Annotated in this window: 17 protein-coding genes; 14 read left to right on the forward strand and 3 right to left on the reverse strand. The window is 71.4% G+C overall.

Annotated features, from left to right (window positions below):
* Positions 1–197 precede the first annotated feature (197 nt).
* From EBH09_RS26375 to mutM, 9 genes are all read left to right on the forward strand, one after another.
* Positions 198–1,907: a DAK2 domain-containing protein gene (locus EBH09_RS26375; RefSeq protein ID WP_121749370.1), complete on the forward strand. Its 1,710-nt coding sequence runs from the start codon at positions 198–200 to the stop codon at positions 1,905–1,907.
* Positions 1,908–1,999: 92 nt separating this feature from the next.
* Entirely contained in the window at positions 2,000–4,216 is a 2,217-nt protein-coding gene (gene recG, locus EBH09_RS26380) for an ATP-dependent DNA helicase RecG (protein ID WP_121749371.1), read from the forward strand.
* Positions 4,217–4,271: 55 nt separating this feature from the next.
* Positions 4,272–4,859, forward strand: a complete 588-nt coding sequence (gene rsmD, locus EBH09_RS26385) for a 16S rRNA (guanine(966)-N(2))-methyltransferase RsmD (RefSeq protein ID WP_121749372.1) — start codon at positions 4,272–4,274, stop codon at positions 4,857–4,859.
* Between the two features lie 26 nt (positions 4,860–4,885).
* Entirely contained in the window at positions 4,886–5,365 is a 480-nt protein-coding gene (gene coaD, locus EBH09_RS26390) for a pantetheine-phosphate adenylyltransferase (protein WP_121749373.1), read from the forward strand.
* Positions 5,366–5,486: 121 nt separating this feature from the next.
* The gene (locus EBH09_RS26395) at positions 5,487–6,623 is read left to right on the forward strand and encodes a cell division initiation protein (protein ID WP_121749374.1); all 1,137 of its coding nucleotides are present in this window, start codon (positions 5,487–5,489) and stop codon (positions 6,621–6,623) included.
* Positions 6,624–6,792: 169 nt separating this feature from the next.
* Positions 6,793–7,437: a YceD family protein gene (locus EBH09_RS26400; RefSeq protein ID WP_121749375.1), complete on the forward strand. Its 645-nt coding sequence runs from the start codon at positions 6,793–6,795 to the stop codon at positions 7,435–7,437.
* A 2-nt stretch (positions 7,438–7,439) separates the two neighbouring features.
* Positions 7,440–7,613 (forward strand): 50S ribosomal protein L32, encoded by a 174-nt coding sequence (gene rpmF / locus EBH09_RS26405; protein ID WP_006139588.1) that lies wholly within the window; start codon positions 7,440–7,442, stop codon positions 7,611–7,613.
* Positions 7,614–7,620: 7 nt separating this feature from the next.
* Positions 7,621–8,481, forward strand: coding sequence for a ribonuclease III (gene rnc, locus EBH09_RS26410; RefSeq protein WP_193776542.1), 861 nt, complete (start codon positions 7,621–7,623; stop codon positions 8,479–8,481).
* 97 nt (positions 8,482–8,578) lie between these two features.
* On the forward strand, positions 8,579–9,436 hold the full coding sequence (gene mutM / locus EBH09_RS26415; RefSeq protein ID WP_121749377.1) for a bifunctional DNA-formamidopyrimidine glycosylase/DNA-(apurinic or apyrimidinic site) lyase: 858 nt from the start codon (positions 8,579–8,581) through the stop codon (positions 9,434–9,436).
* A 105-nt stretch (positions 9,437–9,541) separates the two neighbouring features.
* On the opposite strand, the gene EBH09_RS26420 is transcribed toward mutM, so the two are convergent.
* Both EBH09_RS26420 and EBH09_RS26425 read right to left on the reverse strand, forming a co-directional pair.
* Positions 9,542–9,937, reverse strand: a complete 396-nt coding sequence (locus tag EBH09_RS26420; protein ID WP_121749378.1) for a helix-turn-helix domain-containing protein — start codon at positions 9,935–9,937, stop codon at positions 9,542–9,544.
* Between the two features lie 83 nt (positions 9,938–10,020).
* The gene (locus EBH09_RS26425) at positions 10,021–11,229 is read right to left on the reverse strand and encodes a CAP domain-containing protein (protein WP_121749379.1); all 1,209 of its coding nucleotides are present in this window, start codon (positions 11,227–11,229) and stop codon (positions 10,021–10,023) included.
* Positions 11,230–11,424: 195 nt separating this feature from the next.
* Between EBH09_RS26425 and EBH09_RS26430 the strand changes: the two genes are divergently transcribed.
* The 4 genes from EBH09_RS26430 to EBH09_RS26450 all read left to right on the forward strand — a co-directional run bounded on the left by EBH09_RS26430 (position 11,425) and on the right by EBH09_RS26450 (position 17,724).
* Entirely contained in the window at positions 11,425–11,706 is a 282-nt protein-coding gene (locus EBH09_RS26430; RefSeq protein WP_064730025.1) for an acylphosphatase, read from the forward strand.
* Positions 11,707–12,086: 380 nt separating this feature from the next.
* Positions 12,087–12,299, forward strand: coding sequence for a hypothetical protein (locus EBH09_RS26440; RefSeq protein WP_003973418.1), 213 nt, complete (start codon positions 12,087–12,089; stop codon positions 12,297–12,299).
* Positions 12,300–12,558: 259 nt separating this feature from the next.
* Entirely contained in the window at positions 12,559–16,113 is a 3,555-nt protein-coding gene (gene smc / locus EBH09_RS26445; RefSeq protein ID WP_121749381.1) for a chromosome segregation protein SMC, read from the forward strand.
* 192 nt (positions 16,114–16,305) lie between these two features.
* Positions 16,306–17,724: a sugar porter family MFS transporter gene (locus tag EBH09_RS26450; protein WP_121749382.1), complete on the forward strand. Its 1,419-nt coding sequence runs from the start codon at positions 16,306–16,308 to the stop codon at positions 17,722–17,724.
* Between the two features lie 338 nt (positions 17,725–18,062).
* Here the strand turns inward: EBH09_RS26450 and EBH09_RS26455 are convergent, their stop codons facing one another.
* Positions 18,063–19,517, reverse strand: coding sequence for a cytosine permease (locus tag EBH09_RS26455; protein WP_121749383.1), 1,455 nt, complete (start codon positions 19,515–19,517; stop codon positions 18,063–18,065).
* 176 nt (positions 19,518–19,693) lie between these two features.
* Here EBH09_RS26455 and ftsY point away from each other — a divergent pair, with 176 nt between their 5' ends.
* The gene (ftsY, locus tag EBH09_RS26460) at positions 19,694–20,908 is read left to right on the forward strand and encodes a signal recognition particle-docking protein FtsY (protein WP_121749384.1); all 1,215 of its coding nucleotides are present in this window, start codon (positions 19,694–19,696) and stop codon (positions 20,906–20,908) included.
* Positions 20,909–21,117 lie beyond the last annotated feature (209 nt).

Below are 21,117 nucleotides of genomic sequence, written 5' to 3' on the forward strand. Positions count from 1 at the left end.
GAGCGGTCCGGGGTCTGAGTGGCGGTGCCAGGGGGAAGAGCCCGATCGGGATCGGGCAACCGGAGCAGCATACAACGGCTGCTCCCGTACAACGAAACTACCATGGCAGCTCAGGGGCCCGCCCCCGGCCCTCTTCCGGTGGGCACCCTCCCAAGGTCTACGCTGCCTGCCACGTCCAGCAGCTCAGGGAGGCGCAGGTGGCGCAGGTGCCGCAGAGGTTCTTCGACGCTCTGGCGGTGCGTACCTGGTGCGGTCTGTCGCTGCGCGCGCTGGGACGGGCACGCGAGGAGATCGACGCGATCAACGTCTATCCGGTCGCGGACGGGGACACCGGCACCAACCTCTATCTGACCGTCGAGTCGGCCGTCGCCGCGGTGGAGGCGGTGTTCCAGGCGCACTCGGTGGACGCCGGGGAACCGGACGCGGGCGGCGGGCCCTCGCTGGCCGATGCCGTGGGTGCCATGGCGCACGGCGCGCTGATCGGCGCGCGCGGCAACTCCGGGACGATCCTCGCGCAGCTGCTGCGCGGCATGGCCCAGGTGCTCACCGCTGGTGGTGAACCCGCTCACACCGATGGTCCGGGCCTGCGGCTGGCCCTGCGGCACGCGGCCGAATCCGCCCGGCAGGCCGTGGCCCACCCGGTCGAGGGCACCGTCCTGACCGTCGCCTCGGCCGCCGCCGACGCGGCGGACGCCGCGGCCGAAGGTGCGGCCGAAGGTCCGGAGGGCGACTGCGCGGCGGTGGCCCGGGCGGCCTACGAGGGTGCCCGCGCGGCGCTCGCCGCGACCCCGGGCCAGCTGCCCGTCCTGGAGCGCGCCGGAGTCGTCGACGCCGGCGGGCGCGGCCTCGTGACGGTCCTCGCGGCCCTGGTGGAGACGTTCACGGGCCGTGCGCCGGGGCCGGAACGGGTCGCCGTGCCGCACGCGCGCGTGGCGCACGACGAGGCCGCGGGGGAGTGCGCGGCGGAGGAGGGCGACGAGAGCGGCCCGGCCTTCGAGGTGATCTACCTCCTGGAGGCCGACGACGCTGCCGTGGCGCGGCTGCGGCGGCGGCTCGACGCCCTGGGGGACTCGCTCGTGGTGGTCGGCGGCGACGGGCTGTGGCACATCCACGTGCACGTCGACGACGCGGGCGCCGCCGTCGAGGCGGGCGTCGAGGCCGGGCGGCCGTACCGGATCCGCATCACCCACTTCGGGCACGGCGACGCGCACACCGCCGGAACCGGGCGCCCGCCGCGTGAGCGCACGCAGCGCGCCGTGGTGGCGGTCGTGCCGGGGGAGGGCCTGGCCGGGCTCTACACCGAGGCCGGCGCGACCACCGTGCTCGCGCGCCCCGGGGAACCACCCGCGAGCGGGGAACTCGTCCAGGCCGTACGGCGGGCGCACGCGCGCGAGGTCGTGCTGCTGCCCAACGACGCCGAACTGCGCCACACCGCCGCCGCCGCGGCCGAGCAGGCCCGCGCCGAAGGCATCCGCGTCGCCCTTATCCCGACCCGCTCCGCGGTCCAGGGCATCGCCGCGCTCGCCGTGCACGAGCCCGAGCGGCGCTTCGACGAGGACGTGGTGGCGATGACCTCGGCGGCGGGCGCCACCCGCCACGCCGAGGTCGCCGTCGCCGAACGCCAGTCGTGGACCACGGCCGGCATCTGCCAGGCCGGCGACGTGCTCGGCCTCGTCGACGGCGACGTGGCCGTGATCGGCGCGGACGTCACGGAGGTCGCCGCGACCGTCCTGGACCGCATGCTCGCGGCCGGCGGCGAGCTGGTCACCCTGGTCCTCGGGGACGAGGCCCCCGAGACCGTCACCGCCCACCTGGAGGCCCGCGTCCGCGAGGCGTACCTCGCCGTCGACACGGTGGTCTACCGGGGCGGCAGACAGGGCGCGCTGCTGCTGATCGGCGTGGAGTAGCGCGGCGGTACCGCCGGTCAGCCGGGAGGTGTGCCGCCGTTGCCGCCGGTTTGCGGGGAGGTGCGGGGCCATTGTCAGTGGCGTGGTGTGCAATGGATCTCGTGCCCGCACTGCGAGAACCCCTGAAGAAGGTGCTCGGCCCCGCCACCGCGAAGGTGATGGCCGAGCATCTCGGCCTGCACACCGTCGGCGACCTCCTCCACCACTACCCCCGCAGATACGAGGAGCGCGGCCAGCTCACCCACCTCGCCGACCTGCCTATGGACGAGCACGTCACGGTAGTGGCCCAGGTCGCCGACGCACGCCTGCACACCTTCGCCTCGTCGAAGGCGCCGCGCGGCAAGGGGCAGCGCCTCGAAGTGACCATCACGGACGGCCACGGCCGCCTCCAGCTGGTCTTCTTCGGCAACGGCGTCCACAAGCCCCACAAGGAGCTCCTGCCGGGCACCCGCGCGATGTTCGCGGGCAAGGTCTCCGTCTTCAACCGCCGACTGCAACTGGCCCATCCGGCGTACGAGTTGCTGCGCGGCAGTGATGACGACGACGGGACCGAGAGCGTCGAGTCCTGGGCGGGCGCCCTCATCCCCCTCTACCCGGCCACCGCCAAGCTGGAGTCCTGGAAGATCGGCAAGGCGATCCAGACGGTGCTGCCCAGCGCGCAGGAGGCCGTCGACCCGCTCCCCGGCTCCCTGCGCGAGGGACGTGGCCTGGTCTCCCTCCCCGAAGCCCTCCTGAAGATCCACCGCCCGCACACCAAGGCCGACATCGAGGACGCCCGCGCCCGCCTGAAGTGGGACGAGGCCTTCGTCCTCCAGGTCGCCCTCGCCCGCCGCCGCCACGCGGAGACCCAACTCCCCGCCGTCCCCCGGAAACCGAGCCCGGACGGCCTGCTCGCGGCCTTCGACGACCGTCTCCCCTTCACCCTCACCGACGGTCAGCGGAAGGTCTCCCGGGAGATCTTCGACGACCTGGCCACCGACCACCCGATGCACCGGCTGCTCCAGGGGGAGGTCGGATCGGGAAAGACGATGGTCGCCCTGCGCGCCATGCTCGCCGTCGTCGACGCCGGCGGGCAGGCCGTGATGCTGGCGCCCACCGAGGTGCTCGCCCAGCAGCATCACCGGTCGGTCGTCGAGATGATGGGGGAGCTGGCCGAGGGAGGGATGCTCGGCGGCGCCGAACACGCCACCAAGGTGGTGCTGCTGACCGGCTCGGCGGGCGCCGCCGCCCGCCGTCACGCCCTGCTCGACCTGGCCACCGGCGAGGCCGGCATCGTCATCGGCACGCACGCGCTGATCGAGGACAAGGTGCAGTTCCACGACCTCGGCCTGGTCGTCGTCGACGAACAGCACCGCTTCGGCGTCGAGCAGCGCGACGCCCTGCGCGGCAAGGGCAAACAGCCGCCGCATCTGCTCGTCATGACCGCCACGCCGATTCCGCGCACCGTCGCCATGACCGTCTTCGGTGACCTCGAGACCTCCGTCCTGGACCAGCTCCCGGCCGGCCGTTCCCCGATCGCCAGCCATGTCGTCCCGGCCGCCGACAAACCGCACTTCCTCACCCGCGCCTGGGAACGGGTCCGGGAGGAGGTCTCGGGCGGGCACCAGGCGTACGTCGTCTGCCCGCGCATCGGCGACGATGACGACGCCCCGGGGAAGGGGGCCCAGAAGCCCCCCGAGGGTGACGCGGAGAAGCGGCCCCCGCTGGCCGTCCTCGACGTCGCCGAGCAACTGGCGAAGGGCCCGCTCCAGGGCCTCAAGATCGAGGTACTGCACGGCCGGATGCAGCCCGACGACAAGGACGCCGTCATGCGCCGCTTCACGGCGGGGGAGACCGACGTCCTCGTCGCCACGACCGTCATCGAGGTCGGCGTCAACGTCCCCAACGCCACCGCGATGGTGATCATGGACGCCGACCGCTTCGGTGTCTCCCAGCTCCACCAGCTGCGCGGTCGCGTCGGCCGGGGCTCCGCCCCCGGCCTGTGCCTGCTGGTCACCGAGATGCCCGAGGCGAGCGCGGCCCGGCAGCGGCTGGGCGCGGTCGCCGGCACCCTCGACGGCTTCGAGCTCTCCCGCATCGACCTCGAACAGCGCCGCGAGGGCGACGTCCTCGGCCAGGCCCAGTCCGGTGCCCGCACCTCCCTGCGTGTCCTCGCCGTCATCGAGGACGAGGAGATCATCGCCGAGGCGCGGGAGGAGGCGGCGGCGGTGGTGGCCGCCGACCCGGAGCTGACAGGTCTGCCCGGTCTGCGGACGGCTCTGGACGCACTGCTGGACGACGAGCGGGAGCAGTACCTGGAGAAGGGCTGACAGACTGGGAACGGACACCGCCCGCACACTCGAGCACACCGACAAGGACCCGAAGATGACCCGCGTGATCGCCGGCAAAGCCGGCGGACGCCGCCTCGCCGTCCCGCAGGGAACCGGCACCCGCCCCACCTCCGACCGCGCGCGCGAGGGACTCTTCTCCACCTGGCAGTCCCTGCTCGGCGGCCCGCTGGACGGCGAGCGGGTCATCGACCTGTACGCCGGTTCCGGCGCCGTCGGCCTGGAGGCGCTGTCCCGGGGCGCCGGGCACGTGCTGCTCGTCGAGGCCGACGCCCGCGCCGCCCGTACGGTCCGGGAGAACGTCAAGGCGCTCGGCCTGCCCGGCGCCGAGGTCCGGGCGGGCAAAGCGGAACAGATCATCCGCACCCCGGCCCCGGCCGAGCCGTACGACATCGTCTTCCTGGATCCGCCGTACGCCGTCTCGGACGACGATCTTCGGGAGATCCTGCTCACACTCCGCACGGAGGGGTGGCTCACCGGGGAAGCGCTCGTCACCGTGGAGCGCAGCACCAGGGGCGGCGAATTCCGCTGGCCCCAGGGCTTCGACGCGATCCGGTCCCGTCGCTACGGCGAGGGAACGTTTTGGTACGGTCGCGCCGCCTCTACGTGCGAAGACGCACGATGACCGGACCGGAGAGCGAGGGAACTCAAGTGCGCCGCGCCGTCTGTCCCGGGTCATTCGACCCGATCCACAACGGACATCTCGACATCATCGCCCGTGCCTCCAGCCTCTATGACGAGGTCTACGTCGCGGTGATGATCAATCGGTCCAAGAAGAGCCTGTTCGAGATCGAGGAGCGGATCGACCTCATCCGCCAGGTCACCGCCGAGTACGGGAACGTGCGCGTGGAGTCCTTCCACGGCCTCCTCGTCGACTTCTGCAAGCAGCGCGAGATCCCGGCCATCGTCAAGGGCCTGCGCGCCGTCAGCGACTTCGACTACGAACTCCAGATGGCCCAGATGAACAACGGCCTGTCGGGCGTGGAGACCCTCTTCATCCCCACCAACCCCACCTACAGCTTCATGTCGTCCTCCCTGGTCAAGGAGGTCGCCACCTGGGGTGGCGACATCTCCCACCTGGTGCCGCCGCTGGTCCTCGAAGCCCTCTCCGGACGCCTGAAGAAGGACTGACGCCCCCGTCGTACAGCTGCCGGAGACTGACTGGCCGTCACCCGGTGTCCACCGGACACCCCAGGGTCGTACAGTCGTCCCGTCCGTCTCCAACACAGCTGTAGAGAGTGGCGAGCACACGGTGGACGTGCAGAAGAAGCTCGACGAGATCAGCGCGATGGTCTCCGGCGCCCGCGCCATGCCCATGTCGGCCTCGTGCGTGGTCAACCGCGCCGAACTGCTTTCGATGCTGGAAGAGCTGCGTGCCGAGCTGCCCGGGTCCCTCGCCCAGGCCCAGGAGCTGATCGGCGACCGCGACCAGATGGTCGCGCAGGCCCGCCAGGAGGCCGACCGGATCATCGAAAGCGCGCAGGCCGAGCGCGGTTCCCTGATCTCCGACACCGAGGTCGCCCGCCGCTCCCAGGCCGAGGCCGACCGGATTCTCGCCGAGGCCCGCCAGGAGGCCGAGGAGGTCCGCGCCGAGGCCGACGACTACGTCGACTCCAAGCTCGCCAACTTCGAGGTCGTCCTCACCAAGACCCTCGGCTCCGTCGGCCGGGGCCGCGAGAAGCTCCTGGGCACCGGATCCGGCCTCGACGAGAACGGCTACGAGGACGAGGACGCCCCCGAGCGCAGCCACGACCCGGAGATCCTGCGCCGCGACGCCGACACCTACGTCGACACGAAGCTCGGCGCCTTCGAGGCCGTGCTGGCCAAGACCCTGGACGCCGTCGGCCGGGGCCGCCAGAAGTTGCACGGCCGGATCGCCACCGACGACCTGGGCGCCCTCGCGGACGACATGAGCACCGTCCAGCACTCCAGCGACGCGGACTACCTCGCCGGCCTCTCCGACGCCCCCGCCGTGCAGCCCCACCAGCGGGAGTACGGCGAGCGGCAGCCGGCGGCGGCACAGGTACCGGCGCAGGCCGTGCCGGAGATGCCGGCGCAGCAGCCGGCGTACGGCTACGCCCAGCAGCAGCCCGACCCCTACGCCGGCTACCAGCAGGCCTACGGCGACGGGCAGGACCCGTACGGCTACCAGCAGCAGACGGCGGACCCGTACGCCTACCAGTACGACCCCCAGGGGCAGGCCTACGACGGACAGCAGGGCTACGCCCAGCCCCAGCAGGCTCAGCCGCCCCAGCAGGCTCAGCCGCCCCAGCAGGCTCAGCCGCCCCAGCAGGCCCAGCCGCAGGCACTCGACGAGACCAGCCTCTTCGACACCAGCATGATCAGCGCCGAGCAGCTGAGGGCCTACGAACAGGGCCGCGGACTCTAGTCCCGGGTGCCGTCACGGGCTCCGCCCCTCGCGCCGTCCCGGGCCGGATTGGGCCGATGGCGAATGGTCCAGTATCCTGGCTCTTCGGTCGCGCGTACGTCCGCGATCGCCGCTGCCCGGGAACACCGAAGGGCGGCACCCCCACACTCACGAAGACCCGAAAGCAGGAATGGTTCTGAACGCGCGCCTCGACCACCGCAACCCCCTCGTGTTCGACACACACGAGCTGGGACGGCGGCCCGGTGCGCTCCAGCGCCTGACCCGCACGGTCGACGCTCCCAAGGACTTCGGTATCCAGGGAGTCATCGGAGTGCCGGAAGGCGCCCCGGTGGAACTCGATCTCCGGCTCGAGTCGGTCATGGAAGGCGTGCTCGTCACGGGTACCGCCCGTGCCAAGGCCGAGGGGGAGTGCGTAAGGTGTCTGGAGCCGCTCGAGCAGCAGCTTGTGGCGGACTTCCAGGAGATGTTCTCGTACCCTGACGCCGACGACCGGGGCCGCCCTGTGGCGGAGCCGGCCGACGACGCCGAGGAAGACGAGGACAGGCTCTTCGTCGAGGACGGACTGATCGGCCTCGAACCCGTGCTGCGCGACGCGGTGGTGCTCGCACTGCCGATGCAGCCGGTGTGCCAGGAAGACTGCCCGGGTCTGTGCTCCGAGTGTGGAGCACGCCTGGCGGACGACCCGGACCACCACCACGACGCCGTCGACATTCGTTGGGCGGCTTTGCAGGGACTCGCCGGTTCACTCGGAGACGGCGAGAAGGACGAGATGAGCGGCGCCGAACCTGGCGTCGACGAGAAGCAGGAGAAGTAGCCGTGGCTGTTCCGAAGCGGAAGATGTCGCGCAGCAACACGCGCCACCGCCGGTCGCAGTGGAAGGCTGCGGTCCCCACCCTGGTTGCGTGCGAGCGCTGCCACGAGCCCAAGCTGCAGCACATCGCGTGCCCGGCTTGCGGCACTTACAACAAGCGCCAGGTCCTCGAGGTCTGAGCGGCTGGTGAGAGGCACTGTGTCAGTCCCCAAGAAGGCGGAAGACGCCAAGGCGGACCCACCCGCCAAGAAGAAGGCGGACACCCAGGCCTCGTCCCACACGCTTCTGGAAGGGCGGCTCGGCTATCAGCTCGAGTCCGCCCTTCTGGTGCGTGCGCTGACCCACCGTTCCTACGCGTACGAGAACGGCGGTCTGCCGACGAACGAGCGGCTGGAGTTCCTCGGTGACTCCGTCCTCGGCCTCGTCGTCACGGACACGCTGTACCGCACCCACCCCGACCTGCCCGAAGGCCAGCTGGCCAAGTTGCGGGCCGCGGTGGTCAACTCGCGTGCGCTGGCGGAGGTGGGCCGTGGGCTCGACCTCGGCTCCTTCATCCGGCTCGGCCGCGGTGAAGAGGGCACGGGCGGCCGGGACAAGGCGTCCATCCTCGCCGACACCCTTGAAGCGGTGATCGGCGCGGTCTATCTCGACCAGGGCCTCGACGCGGCCTCCGAACTGGTACACCGCCTGTTCGACCCGCTGATCGAGAAGTCCTCGAACCTCGGCGCCGGCCTGGACTGGAAGACCAGCCTCCAGGAACTCACCGCGACCGAAGGGCTCGGCGTCCCCGAGTACCTGGTCACGGAGACCGGCCCGGACCACGAGAAGACCTTCACTGCTGCCGCCCGCGTCGGAGGCGTCTCGTACGGCACCGGCACCGGCCGCAGCAAGAAGGAGGCGGAGCAGCAGGCCGCGGAATCCGCGTGGCGGTCCATCCGGGCCGCGGCGGACGAGCGCGCCAAGGTGACCGCGGCCGAAGCGGCGGCCCAGCCCGCCGCCGAAGCAGCGGCCCAGCCGGGCGCCGACGTCCCGTCGGCCTCCGCCTGATCCGTCCGATCCATCTGACTCATCGCACGTTCCGAACGCCCGCCCCACTCCGGGGGCGGGCGTTCGGCTCGTCCACCGGCCCACCCGAGGGGATGCCATGCCCGAGTTGCCCGAGGTCGAGGTCGTACGGCGCGGCCTGGAGCGCTGGGTCGCCCACCGCACCGTCGCCGACGCCGAGGTGCTGCACCCGCGCGCGGTACGCCGGCACATCGCCGGCCCCGACGACTTCGCCCACCGTCTCGAGGGCCACCGCATCGGCACGCCCAGCCGTCGGGGCAAGTACCTGTGGCTGCCGCTGGAGGACACCGGCCAGGCGATCCTGGCCCACCTCGGCATGAGCGGCCAGCTGCTGGTCCAGCCGCACGAGGCACCGGCCGAGAAGCACCTGCGCGTCCGCGTCCGCTTCACCGACGCCCTGTCCACCGAACTCCGCTTCGTCGATCAGCGGACCTTCGGCGGCCTGTCCCTGCACGACACCACCCCCGACGGGCTGCCCGACGTCATCGCGCACATCGCCCGCGACCCCCTCGACCCGCTCTTCGACGACGAGGCGTTCCACCTCGCGCTGCGCCGCAAGCGCACCACGATCAAACGGGCCCTGCTCGACCAGTCACTGATCAGCGGCGTCGGCAACATCTACGCGGACGAGGCCCTGTGGCGCTCCCGCCTGCACTACGAACGCCCCACCGCGACCTTCACCCGCCCCGGCACCGCCGAACTCCTGGGCCACGTCCGCGACGTGATGAACGCGGCCCTCGCCGTGGGCGGCACCAGCTTCGACAGCCTCTACGTCAACGTCAACGGCGAGTCCGGCTACTTCGACCGGTCGCTCGACGCGTACGGCCGCGAGGGCCTGCCCTGCCGCCGCTGTGCCACACCGATGCGCCGCCGGCCGTGGATGAACCGCTCCAGCTACTTCTGCCCGAAGTGCCAGCGGGCACCCCGCCCGGCCTAGGGTCTGTCGTTTGGATCAGGTCGGCTGAGAGAGACTGCGCCTCTCGGCCCACCCGAGCCCCGCGACGCCGGCCTGATCCAAACGACAGGCCCTGGCGGAGAACGCCTAGAGCTGCCGGGCGTCGTACCGCTCGCGCGACGCGAGCACCTCGTCCATCCGCCCCTCCAGGCACTGGATGAGCGCGATCAGCCGCCCGGCCACCGTGTGCCCCAGGGCTGTGAGTTCGTAGTCCACGCGGGGCGGGTTGGTGGGCTGGGCCTCGCGGTGCACCAGGCCGTCGCGCTCCAGCGCGTGCAGGGTCTGGGCCAGCATCTTCTCGCTGACGCCGTCGACGCGGCGCCGCAGCTCGTTGAACCGGAAGGAACCCTCGTGCAGCGCGCCGAGCGTCAGCGCGCCCCAGCGCCCCGTGACGTGTTCCAGGGTGCCGCGCGAGGGACAGGCCCTGGAGAACACGTCGTACGGGAGGTCCTGCTCCTCCGTGCGCTCCTGCGTGGTCGACATGCGTCCAGCGTACGTGAGCGCAGCGCTGAGTCGCAGGTCGCGCTGAGCCCCGGACAGCGCACCAGCCCTTTCCGGAGGCTGCTCTAGTAACCGAAGTTCTGGGTCCACCAGGGACCGCCGGAGCCGAAGTGGACTCCGACCCCCAGGGTCTGGAAGTCGCAGTTCAGGATGTTGGCCTTGTGGCCCGGGCTGTCCATCCAGGCGTCCATCACGGCCTGGGCGTCGGCCTGTCCGCGGGCTATGTTCTCGCCGCCGAGGCTGCTTATCCCGGCCGCCTCGGCCCGGTCCCAGGGGGTCGCGCCGCTGGGGTCGGTGTGGTCGAAGAAGCCCTGTTCGGCCATGGCCTGGCTGAAGTCCTCGGCCAGCTCGCGCAGGGCGCTGTTCGCGGCCACCGGGCTGCAGCCCACCTTGGCCCGCTCGTCGTTGACCAGCTTGAGCACCTGGGCCTGGGCGACGGCCTCGTCCGACACGGCGGCGGGGGCGCTGGGCTGCTCGGGCTCCTTGTCGGCCGGACGCGACGGCGCGGGCTTCGGCTTCTTGCTGGGATTCGTCTCCGGCTTCTTCGCCTTCGACGGCGTCTCGGCCGGCGCGGCGGGCTTCGACGCCGATGCCGAGGGAGAGGCCGGCGCGGAGGAGGACTCGGAGGAGGACTCGGAGGACGACGACTCGGACGGGGAGGACTCAGCGGACCGGGAGGACTCGGCGGGCGACGAGGACCGGTCGGTGCCGCGGCTCGTGGAGGCGTCGCCGCCACGGCCGGCCTCGGCGCTGCCGGAGGTGCCGCCCTGCTCGGACGGGGTGTTCGTCGGGGCGTCCTGGGACTGCACCCGGTCGCCTGCGCCGCTGCCGCCGCCGATCCGGTAGTTGTCGAGCCCGGGCACCGCGCCCGTGGCCACCGCCACGGTGCCGAGCGCGACCGCGGCCGAGACCCCGAGCAGACCCGTGCGGACCGGGGTGACGCCCTTCCTCTTGCGGCGGCGGTGCGTGCCCGCGCGCTGCGGACCGTCGTCGGGGGAGAAACCGTCGCTCGGGAAGGGAACCGTGCGGCCGGCCCGCGGGTGGCCCTCGCCCCCGTCACCGTCCGGGCCGTCCGGCGCGAACAGGTAGGCGTCGCTCCTGGCACGGACCTCGGCGTACGCCTCCGGGTTCAGGTAGGGCGCGATCCCCATCGTGGGGCGGTCGCCCGGGGCCTGCGGGTCACGGCCCCGTTCCGTCGCGCCGTCCGGATGATGGCCCCCCGCGGCGCGGCCCGTGGCGGCGCGGCCGGCGGCGGAGCGTCGGTGGCGTCCCATGTTCTGGCCTTCCTCGTCCTCGCGCTGGACGTGTCCTCGCGCTGGACGTGTCCTCGCGGTCGACGTGTCCTCACGATCAACACGGAACTCACACGTTCGAGTGAGTTTCAGGTGAGTTTCATTGGGTGGGGACGGTACCGCATGGCGCCAGGGGGTGAAGTGTCCGGCGAGACATTGACTGGTTAGGTTGCAGTCATGAGCGAGGATGTACGGCTGGTCGCGTGGGTGCGCGGGCAGGTTCAGGGTGTGGGTTTCCGCTGGTTCACGCGGGCCAGGGCGCTGGAGCTCGGCGGGATGAGTGGCTTTGCTCTCAATCTGGCCGACGGACGTGTCCAGGTCGTCGCGGAGGGCCCACGCGAGCGCTGCGAAGGACTGCTCGACTGGCTGCACGGTGACGACACGCCCGGACGAGTGGACGGTGTCACCGAGATCTGGGACACACCCCGCGGGGGCTACGAGGGCTTCGCCATCCGCTGACGCCGGACCGCACGGAGGTCCCCCGGAACCCGGCAGCACCGTCCAGGGGGAGGTGTCCGCAGCGGAAACGGGCAGGTGGTTGCCAAGAACGACGGGTCGTGGCAGGCTCCGCCACGCAGGATGATCGCCACGCCCCCAGGGGCCCGCAGGAATCGCCGCGTCGCCGTTTCCAGGCCGTGTGCGCCCGGGTGCCCGCCGATACGGGGCGTGATCGTGTTGACCGTCAAACTTTTTGGTGAGACGCTGAAAGCCCCGCGCACCTTAGCTGTTTGGCATGGTTGAACGGCAGGAAAAACTCCAAAGTGCCAAGCACCGCGGGTGCGATCCCTACACGACCCACACCGCTTCGGTCGGTCACTCATTGTGGAGGACCATCCATCATGGCAAAGGCGCTTCTCGGTTACGTCGGCGGCTCCGACCCTCGACTCCTCGCCGAGATGCGACGGCTCCAGCAGCGCGTCCAGGACCTGGAATCCGAACTCGGACGGATCCAGGCGGAGAACGACGCGTTGGCGGCTGCCGCTTCTCACGACAGGATCATGGAGAGCATGGAGAGCGTTGACGCACACCAGGCGGAGCCTGCGCTCACCTGATCACTGCATCGCTCCATCGCGGCACGGCAGTGGTTGGGCCCGCCCGTACAACCGCTCAGGTGTCAGAGTCTGCAAGGGACGCTTCGGCGTCCCTTCTTTCTTTCCTGCCCCCGTCTCCGCCGTCCGGCCCGCCGGGTCCTCCCCCGCGCATCCTTTCACCCTCTTCAACGTCTGATGTGCCCTGCACGTTCACCGGTGAAACCGCGGCGGTTCACCGGTTCATGGAGTGAGACACCCGTGAAAGGTAGAGTCCGACGGCGTGCACCTGAAGGCCCTGACCCTCCGCGGGTTCAAGTCGTTCGCCTCCGCGACCACGCTCCGGTTCGAGCCCGGCATCACCTGCGTCGTCGGGCCGAACGGTTCGGGCAAGTCCAACGTCGTCGACGCGCTCAGCTGGGTCATGGGTGAACAGGGCGCCAAGACGCTGCGCGGCGGCAAGATGGAGGACGTCATCTTCGCCGGCACCACCGGCCGCCCGCCGCTCGGCCGGGCCGAGGTGTCGCTGACCATCGACAACTCCGACGGGGCCCTGCCCATCGAGTACGCCGAGGTCACCATCACGCGGATCATGTTCCGCAACGGCGGCAGCGAGTACCAGATCAACGGCGACACCTGCCGCCTCCTCGACATCCAGGAACTGCTCTCCGACTCCGGCATCGGCCGTGAGATGCACGTCATCGTCGGCCAGGGCCAGCTCGACTCCGTCCTGCACGCCGACCCGATGGGGCGCCGCGCCTTCATCGAGGAGGCCGCCGGCGTCCTCAAGCACCGCAAGCGCAAGGAGAAGGCGCTCCGGAAACTGGACGCGATGCAGGCCAACCTCGCACGCGTGCAGGACCTCACCGACGAACTGCGGCGCCAGCTGAAGCCGCTGGGCCGGCAGGCGGCGGTGGCGCGCCGGGCCGCCGTCATCCAGGCCGACCTCCGGGACGCGCGGCTGAGGCTCCTCGCCGACGACCTCGTACGGCTGCGTGAGGCGCTCCAGGCCGAGATCGCCGACGAGGCCGCGCTCAAGGAACGCAAGGAAGCCGCCGAGCGGGAGCTGGGCCGGGCGCTGCGCCGCGAGGCGGACCTGGAGGACGAGGTGCGCAGGCTCGCCCCGCGTCTCCAGCGCGCCCAGCAGACCTGGTACGAACTGTCCCAGCTCGCCGAACGGGTGCGCGGCACGATCTCGCTGGCCGACGCGCGCGTGAAGAGCGCCACCTCCACGCCACCCGAGGAGCGGCGCGGCCGGGACCCGGAGGAGCTGGAGCGCGAGGCGGCCCGCGTCCGCGAACAGGAGGCGGAACTCGAAGCGGCCCTGGAGGCGGCCGAGCACGCCCTGGAGGACACGGTCGCCCACCGCGCCGACCTCGAACGCGAACTGGCCCTGGAGGAGCGCCGCCTCAAGGACGCCGCCCGCGCCATCGCCGACCGCCGTGAGGGACTGGCCCGGCTCAGCGGCCAGGTCGGCACCGCGCGCTCCCGCGCAGCCTCGGCCCAGGCCGAGATCGAGCGCCTCGCCGAAGCGCGGGACGAGTCGCAGGAGCGGGCCGCCGCCGCGCAGGAGGAGTACGAGGCGCTCCAGGCGGAGGTCGACGGGCTGGACGCGGGCGACCAGGAGCTGGGCGAGCGCCACGAGGCCGCCAAGCGGCGACTGTCCGAGGCGGAGGCCGCCCTCAGCACCGCCCGCGAGGCGGCCACCGCGACGGAACGCGCCCGAGCCGCCACACAGGCCCGCCACGAGGCCCTCGCGCTCGGGCTGCGCCGCAAGGACGGGACCGGGGCGCTGCTCGCCGCGAAGGACCGGCTCTCCGGTCTGCTCGGCCCGGCCGCCGGGCTCCTCACCGTGACCCCCGGCCACGAAGTCGCCCTGGCCACCGCCTTCGGCGCCGCCGCCGACGCCCTCGCGGTGACGTCCCCGGCCGCCGCCGCCGACGCCATCCGCCTGCTGCGCAAGCAGGACGCCGGCCGGGCCGCCCTGCTGCTCGCCGGCGTCCCCGAGGACGTAGCGGAGGAGCCGCGGAGCGAAGGGCCGCCGTACGCGGCCGACCTCGTCCGCGGTCCCGCCGACCTGATGCCCGCCGTGCGGCGGCTGCTGCGCGGAATCGTCGTCGTCGCCACCCTGGAGGACGCCGAGGACCTCGTCTACGCCCGGCCTGGGCTGACCGCCGTCACCGCCGAGGGCGACCTGCTGGGCGCGCACTTCGCGCAGGGCGGGTCCGCCGGGGCTCCCAGCCTGCTGGAGGTGCAGGCGTCCGTGGACCAGGCCGCCGCCGAGCTGGAGGAGCTGGGCGTGCGATGCGAGGAACTCGCCGAGGCGCAGGACGCCGCCGTCCAGTGGCGCCGGGAGTGTGCCGCGCTGGTGGAGGAACTGGGGGAGCGGCGCCGGGCGGCCGACCGGGAGAAGTCGGCCGTCGCCCAGCAGCTGGGCCGGCTGGCGGGACAGGCGCGGGGCGCCGCTGGAGAGGCCGAGCGGTCCGCCGCGGCGGCGGCCCGGGCGCAGGAGGCGCTGGACAAGGCGCTGATGGACGTCGATGAGCTGGCCGAGCGGCTTGCGGTCGCCGAGGAGATGCCGGTCGAGGAGGAGCCCGACACCTCCGTGCGCGACCGGCTCGCCGCCGACGGCGCCAATGCCCGCCAGACCGAGATGGAGGCCCGCCTCCAGGCCCGTACCCACGAGGAACGGGTCAAGGGGCTGGCCGGACGGGCCGACTCCCTGGACCGAGCCGCCCGCGCGGAACGCGAGGCACGCGCGCGCGCCGAACAGCGGCGGGCCCGGCTGCGGCACGAGGCGGCCGTCGCCGAGGCCGTGGCCGCCGGTGCCCGGCAGCTGCTCGCGCACGTCGAGGTCTCCCTGACCCGTGCCGACGAGGAGCGCACCGCCGCCGAGGCCGCCAAGGCCCGGCGCGAGCAGGAGCTGACCGCCGCGCGCACCGCCGGGCGCGACCTCAAGGCGGAGCTGGACAAGTTGACGGATTCAGTCCACCGGGGTGAGGTACTCGGCGCCGAGAAGCGGCTGCGCATCGAGCAGCTGGAGACCAAGGCGCTGGAGGAACTCGGTGTGGAACCGGCGGGGCTCGCGGCCGAGTACGGCCCCCATCAGGAGGTGCCGCCCTCGCCCCCCGCCGAAGGCGAGGAGCTCCCGGACGATCCCGAGCACTCGCGCAACCTTCCCCGGCCCTTCGTACGCGCCGAGCAGGAGAAGCGGCTGAGGGCCGCCGAACGCGCCTACCAGCAGCTCGGCAAGGTCAACCCGCTGGCCCTCGAGGAGTTCGCGGCGCTGGAGGAGCGGCATCAGTTCCTCAGCGAGCAACTGGAGGACTTGAGGAAGACCCGCGCCGACCTGCTCCAGGTCGTCAAGGAGGTCGACGAGCGCGTCGAGCAGGTCTTCACCGAGGCCTTCCGGGACACGGCCCGGGAGTTCGAGGGCGTCTTCAGCAGGCTGTTCCCGGGTGGTGAGGGGCGGCTGATCCTGACCGACCCCGACAACATGCTCACCACGGGCGTGGACGTCGAGGCCCGGCCGCCGGGCAAGAAGGTCAAGCGGCTGTCGCTGCTCTCGGGCGGGGAGCGCTCGCTGACCGCCGTGGCGATGCTCGTGTCGATCTTCAAGGCGCGGCCCAGTCCGTTCTACGTCATGGACGAGGTCGAGGCGGCGCTCGACGACACGAACCTGCAGCGGCTGATCCGGATCATGCAGGAGCTGCAGGAGGCCTCGCAGCTGATCGTCATCACGCACCAGAAGCGCACGATGGAGGTCGCCGACGCGCTGTACGGCGTGTCCATGCAGGGCGACGGTGTGTCGAAGGTCATCAGCCAGCGGTTGCGCTAGTTACCCAACGCATTACTTCAACTCTTGAATGAGTATCCCCACTCCGGGTCCTCAAACTCACACCTCTCGCCCTATTGACTTCGAAAGTTGAAGGCATAGTCTCTGCAACGTTGCTTTTACCTTCAGGTTCCTTCAGTGGCACCTCGAAGGCGATCCACCCCGGCAGCGTTGCCGGTAGCCCGAGGAGTACACGTGGCCAGCACATCGCAGGCATCCAGTTCAGGAGCCAGGACGGCTCATCCCGAGCATCTCGGGCACGTCATCTTCATCGCGGCGGCGGCCGCGATGGGCGGTTTCCTGTTCGGCTACGACAGTTCCGTGATCAACGGCGCCGTCGAGGCCATCCGGGACCGCTACGACGTCGGCTCCGCGGTGCTGGCCCAGGTCATCGCCGTCGCACTGATCGGCTGCGCCATCGGCGCCGCGACCGCCGGTCGCATCGCCGACCGCATCGGCCGCATTCGCTGCATGCAGATCGCGGCCGTCCTCTTCATCGTCAGCGCCATCGGCTCCGCACTGCCCTTCGCGCTGTGGGACCTCGCCATGTGGCGCGTCATCGGCGGCTTCGCCATCGGCATGGCCTCGGTGATCGGCCCCGCCTACATCGCCGAGGTCTCGCCGCCCGCCTACCGAGGCCGGCTCGGCTCCTTCCAGCAGGCCGCGATCGTCATCGGCATCGCCGTGTCGCAGCTGGTCAACTGGGGTCTGCTCAACGCCGCCGGCGGCGACCAGCGCGGTGAGCTGATGGGCCTGGAGGCCTGGCAGGTCATGCTCGGCGTCATGGTCATCCCGGCCGTCCTCTACGGGCTGCTCTCCTTCGCCATCCCCGAGTCCCCGCGTTTCCTGGTCTCCGTCGGCAAGCACGAGCGCGCCAAGCAGATCCTCGAAGAGGTCGAGGGCAAGGACGTGGACTTCGACGCCCGCGTCGCCGAGATCGAGCACGCGATGCACCGCGAGGAGAAGTCCTCCTTCAAGGACCTGCTCGGCGGCAGCTTCCTCTTCAAGAAGATCGTCTGGATCGGTATCGGCCTGTCGGTCTTCCAGCAGTTCGTCGGCATCAACGTCGCGTTCTACTACTCCTCGACGCTGTGGCAGTCGGTCGGCGTCGACCCGACGCAGTCGTTCTTCTACTCGTTCACGACGTCGATCATCAACATCGTCGGCACCGTGATCGCGATGATCTTCGTGGACCGCGTCGGCCGCAAGCCGCTCGCCCTCATCGGCTCGGTCGGCATGGTGATCGGCCTGGCGCTGGAGGCCTGGGCGTTCTCCTTCGACCTGGTCGACGGCAAGCTCCCGGAGACGCAGGGCTGGGTCGCCCTGATCGCCGCCCACGTGTTCGTGCTCTTCTTCGCCCTGTCCTGGGGCGTGGTCGTCTGGGTCTTCCTCGGCGAGATGTTCCCGAACCGGCTGCGCGCCGCCGCACTGGGTGTGGCCGCCGCCGCGCAGTGGATCGCCAACTGGGCCATCACCGCGAGCTTCCCGTCGCTGGCCGAGTGGAACCTCTCCGGCACCTACGTGATCTACACGATCTTCGCCGCACTCTCCATCCCCTTCGTCCTGAAGTTCGTGAAGGAGACGAAGGGCAAGGCCCTGGAGGAGATGGGCTGACCGCCCGCCCCCCGAACTCGGGGAGAAGGGCCAAGTCCCCGCCGCCCCTCTCCTCGTACCGTCCGCCGCCCCCGGCCCGGGTCACCGCCCGGACCGGGGGCGGCGGTGTCGTACGTTCGGGGCCGGCCCTCCTGGTCCCGGACCGGGCGGCTCACCGGACGAGGAAGCCGCCGCCTGTCTCCAGAGCCCGGAACCGTCCGGTTCCGGGCGAGGACTCCCACCAGCGGATCCGTGGGCGCGGGCAGGTACCCCCGGTGGGGGCGGGCGCCGCACGCACGTCGCCCCTCCCGCCGGCCTCGGTCAGGCTCGGCCCGGGAGGGGCGACAGGTGGCGCAGGGTCAGACGGTCACGGATTCGGGCTGCTCGGCCCGCTCGGCCGATGCCGTCGCCGGGACGACCACCGGCGGCTTCGGCAGGACGACGTACAGCAGGCCGGAGATGACGACCGTGGCGACCCAGCCGAGGCCGTACTCGCCGATGAAGTTGTTCGCGGCGAGGGGGCCGGTGAACCAGTCGGACGTGGTGAACATCAGACCGGCGATCAGGCCCACCGCCCAGGCGGCGACGGCGGCGGGGGAGAAGCCCCCGCGGTACCAGTAGGCGCTGGTGCGGCCGGTGTCGGCGAGGGCGTCGCCGTCGTACTCCTTGCGGCGCAGCATGTCCGCGCCGAAGACGCCGACCCAGGCGGAGAAGGCGACCGCGAGCAGCGACAGGAAGGCGATGAAGGAGCCCATGAAGCTGGTCGCCACCAGCATCAGCACACCGCCGAAGATCAGCGAGATCACGGCGTTGACCGAGACCGCCCAGTGCCGCGGCACGTTGAAGCCCAGGGTCTGCGCGGTGAAACCGGCCGAGTACATCGACATCGAGTTGATCAGCAGCATGCCGATCAGCGCGATCAGCAGGTACGGCACCGCGATCCAGGTCGGCAGGATCTCGCCGAGGAAGGAGACCGGGTCGGAGGCCGAGGCCAGGTCCGGCGTGGAGACGGCCATGACCATGCCCATCAGGACCATCGGCAGGACGACGATGCCGGCGCCGCCGATCGTCACGCCCACGATCCCCTTGGAGGAGGCCGTGCGCGGCAGGTACCGGGTGAAGTCCGGGGCGGACGGGATCCAGCTGACGCCGCCGGCCGCGATCAGGCCGATGCCGGTGATCATCGCGGCCACCGAACCGGCGGACCGGTCGAACACCGCGGACCAGTCGGTGTCGACGACCAGGTAGCCGAGGACCAGTACCGAGAAGGCGGCGAAGAGGTAGGCCGCGTACTTGTTGCACTTCTGTACGGCGTTGATGCCCAGCCCGGAGATCGCGAAGGTCGCCACGACGAAGGCGAGCAGCGTGACCATGTCCAGCACGCTGTTGGCCCGGATGCCGAACACGATGTCCAGCACGGTGAGCAGGGCGTACGCGCCGGTCACCGCGTTGATCGTCTCCCACCCCCACCGGGCGATCCAGATCAGCGAACCCGGCAGCAGGTTGCCCCGCTGCCCGAATACCGCACGGGACAGCGCCATGCCGGGCGCGCCACCGCGCTTGCCGGCGATCCCGATCAGCCCGACCAGGCCGTAGGACAGGACCGGCGCGGCGGCCGCGACGACGAGGGCCTGCCAGAAGTTCAGCTGGTACGCCACGACGAGGCTCGCGCCCATCGTGAGCAGCAGCACGCTGATGTTGGCGCCGACCCAGGTCGGGAAAAGCTCGCGGGTCCGGGCGGTGCGCTCGTGGTCGGGCACCTGCTCGATGCCACGTGTTTCCAGGGCGCCTTCGGTCTCGGCGGTCTTGCTCATGTGGGGGGTCCGTGCCTCGATCGTGGGAGAAGAGGGGGGTTGACGGGACTCTACGCGCGTTGACGTGGCCTCTTCCATCGTACTTTGATCCGACTCCTGCCATCCAGGGGCCTTTGTCCTTTAGAGGAAGCCACAAGGGGGTGCCCTCGGAGGCCATGGCTGATACTGGACGAGTTATGGAAATCGTCATCCTTGCTGTAGTCATCGCCGTGGTCGTGATCGGCGCGCTCGGCGGGCTGGTCATCGGCAGTCGCCGTAAGAAGCAGCTGCCTCCGCCGCCCCCCGTCACGCCCGACATCACCGCCCCTCCGGCCGAGCCGCACGTCGGCGACGAGGCCGAGACGCCGCGCGACGAAACGCGCCGGACGATAGAGGAGGTCGACCTCCCGGACGGCGGCACCGCTCCCGCCACCGTCGAGGAGCCGCCCGTCGTCGAAGAGCTCGAGATCCCGCAGATCGAGGTTCCCGAGCCCACCGCCGGCCGTCTGGTCCGGCTCCGTGCCCGCCTCTCCCGCTCGCAGAACGCCCTCGGCAAGGGCCTGCTCACCCTGCTCTCCCGGGAGCACCTCGACGAGGACACCTGGGAGGAGATCGAGGACACGCTGCTCACCGCCGACGTCGGCGTGCAGCCCACCCAGGAGCTGGTCGAGCGGCTGCGCGAGCGGGTGAAGGTACTCGGCACCCGCACGCCCGACGAGCTGCGCACCCTGCTGCGCGAGGAGCTGATCACCCTCGTCGGCCCCGACATGGACCGCGAGGTCAAGACCGAGCCGCCGAACAGCAAGCCCGGCATCGTGATGGTCGTCGGGGTCAACGGCACCGGCAAGACCACCACCACCGGCAAGCTCGCCCGCGTCCTGGTCGCCGACGGCCGCAGCGTCGTCCTCGGCGCCGCCGACACCTTCCGTGCCGCCGCCGCCGACCAGCTGCAGACCTGGGGTGAGCGGGTCGGCGCCCACACCGTGCGCGGCCCGGAGGGCGGCGACCCGGCCTCCGTCGCCTTCGACGCGGTCAAGGAGGGCAAGGAGATGGGCTCGGACGTCGTGCTCATCGACACCGCGGGCCGTCTGCACACCAAGACCGGCCTCATGGACGAGCTCGGCAAGGTCAAGCGCGTCGTGGAGAAGCACGCGCCGCTGGACGAGGTGCTGCTCGTGCTCGACGCCACGACCGGGCAGAACGGCCTGATCCAGGCCCGGGTCTTCGCCGAGGTCGTCGATATCACCGGCATCGTGCTCACCAAGTTGGACGGCACGGCCAAGGGCGGCATCGTGGTCGCCGTGCAGCGCGAGCTGGGCGTGCCGGTCAAGCTGATCGGGCTCGGCGAGGGCGCGGACGACCTGGCGCCGTTCGAGCCGGCGGCGTTCGTGGATGCCCTTATCGGCGAGTGACGCTGCCGTCTGCCGGACTCCGGCGCGCGTCCACAGGACACGCGCCCGCACGCGAACAAGCGCCCGCCTCCCTTGACCGGGGGGCGGGCGCCTCGCTGTGTGCGGGACCGTGGGAGGCGTGCGCGGGACGGTGGTGGATGGCGTGGGTGGGGTGCCGCGCCCGGTGCGCGCCAGGACATGGGGCGGCGGGTGGCGGGCGTGGTGCAGCG

Source organism: Streptomyces sp. E2N166 (genome assembly GCF_003671715.1).
In the GTDB taxonomy this organism is placed as follows: Bacteria; Actinomycetota; Actinomycetes; order Streptomycetales; family Streptomycetaceae; genus Streptomyces; species Streptomyces thinghirensis.

Coding starts and splice junctions, on each gene's coding strand:
- EBH09_RS26440 (WP_003973418.1), top strand. CDS start 12,087: ATGGCAAAGGCGCTTCTCGGTTACGTCGGCGGCTCCGACCCTCGACTC.
- EBH09_RS26420 (WP_121749378.1), bottom strand. CDS start 9,937: ATGTCGACCACGCAGGAGCGCACGGAGGAGCAGGACCTCCCGTACGAC.
- EBH09_RS26400 (WP_121749375.1), top strand. CDS start 6,793: ATGGTTCTGAACGCGCGCCTCGACCACCGCAACCCCCTCGTGTTCGAC.
- EBH09_RS26430 (WP_064730025.1), top strand. CDS start 11,425: ATGAGCGAGGATGTACGGCTGGTCGCGTGGGTGCGCGGGCAGGTTCAG.
- EBH09_RS26425 (WP_121749379.1), bottom strand. CDS start 11,229: ATGGGACGCCACCGACGCTCCGCCGCCGGCCGCGCCGCCACGGGCCGC.
- EBH09_RS26455 (WP_121749383.1), bottom strand. CDS start 19,517: ATGAGCAAGACCGCCGAGACCGAAGGCGCCCTGGAAACACGTGGCATC.
- mutM (WP_121749377.1), top strand. CDS start 8,579: ATGCCCGAGTTGCCCGAGGTCGAGGTCGTACGGCGCGGCCTGGAGCGC.
- rsmD (WP_121749372.1), top strand. CDS start 4,272: ATGACCCGCGTGATCGCCGGCAAAGCCGGCGGACGCCGCCTCGCCGTC.
- ftsY (WP_121749384.1), top strand. CDS start 19,694: ATGGAAATCGTCATCCTTGCTGTAGTCATCGCCGTGGTCGTGATCGGC.
- recG (WP_121749371.1), top strand. CDS start 2,000: ATGGATCTCGTGCCCGCACTGCGAGAACCCCTGAAGAAGGTGCTCGGC.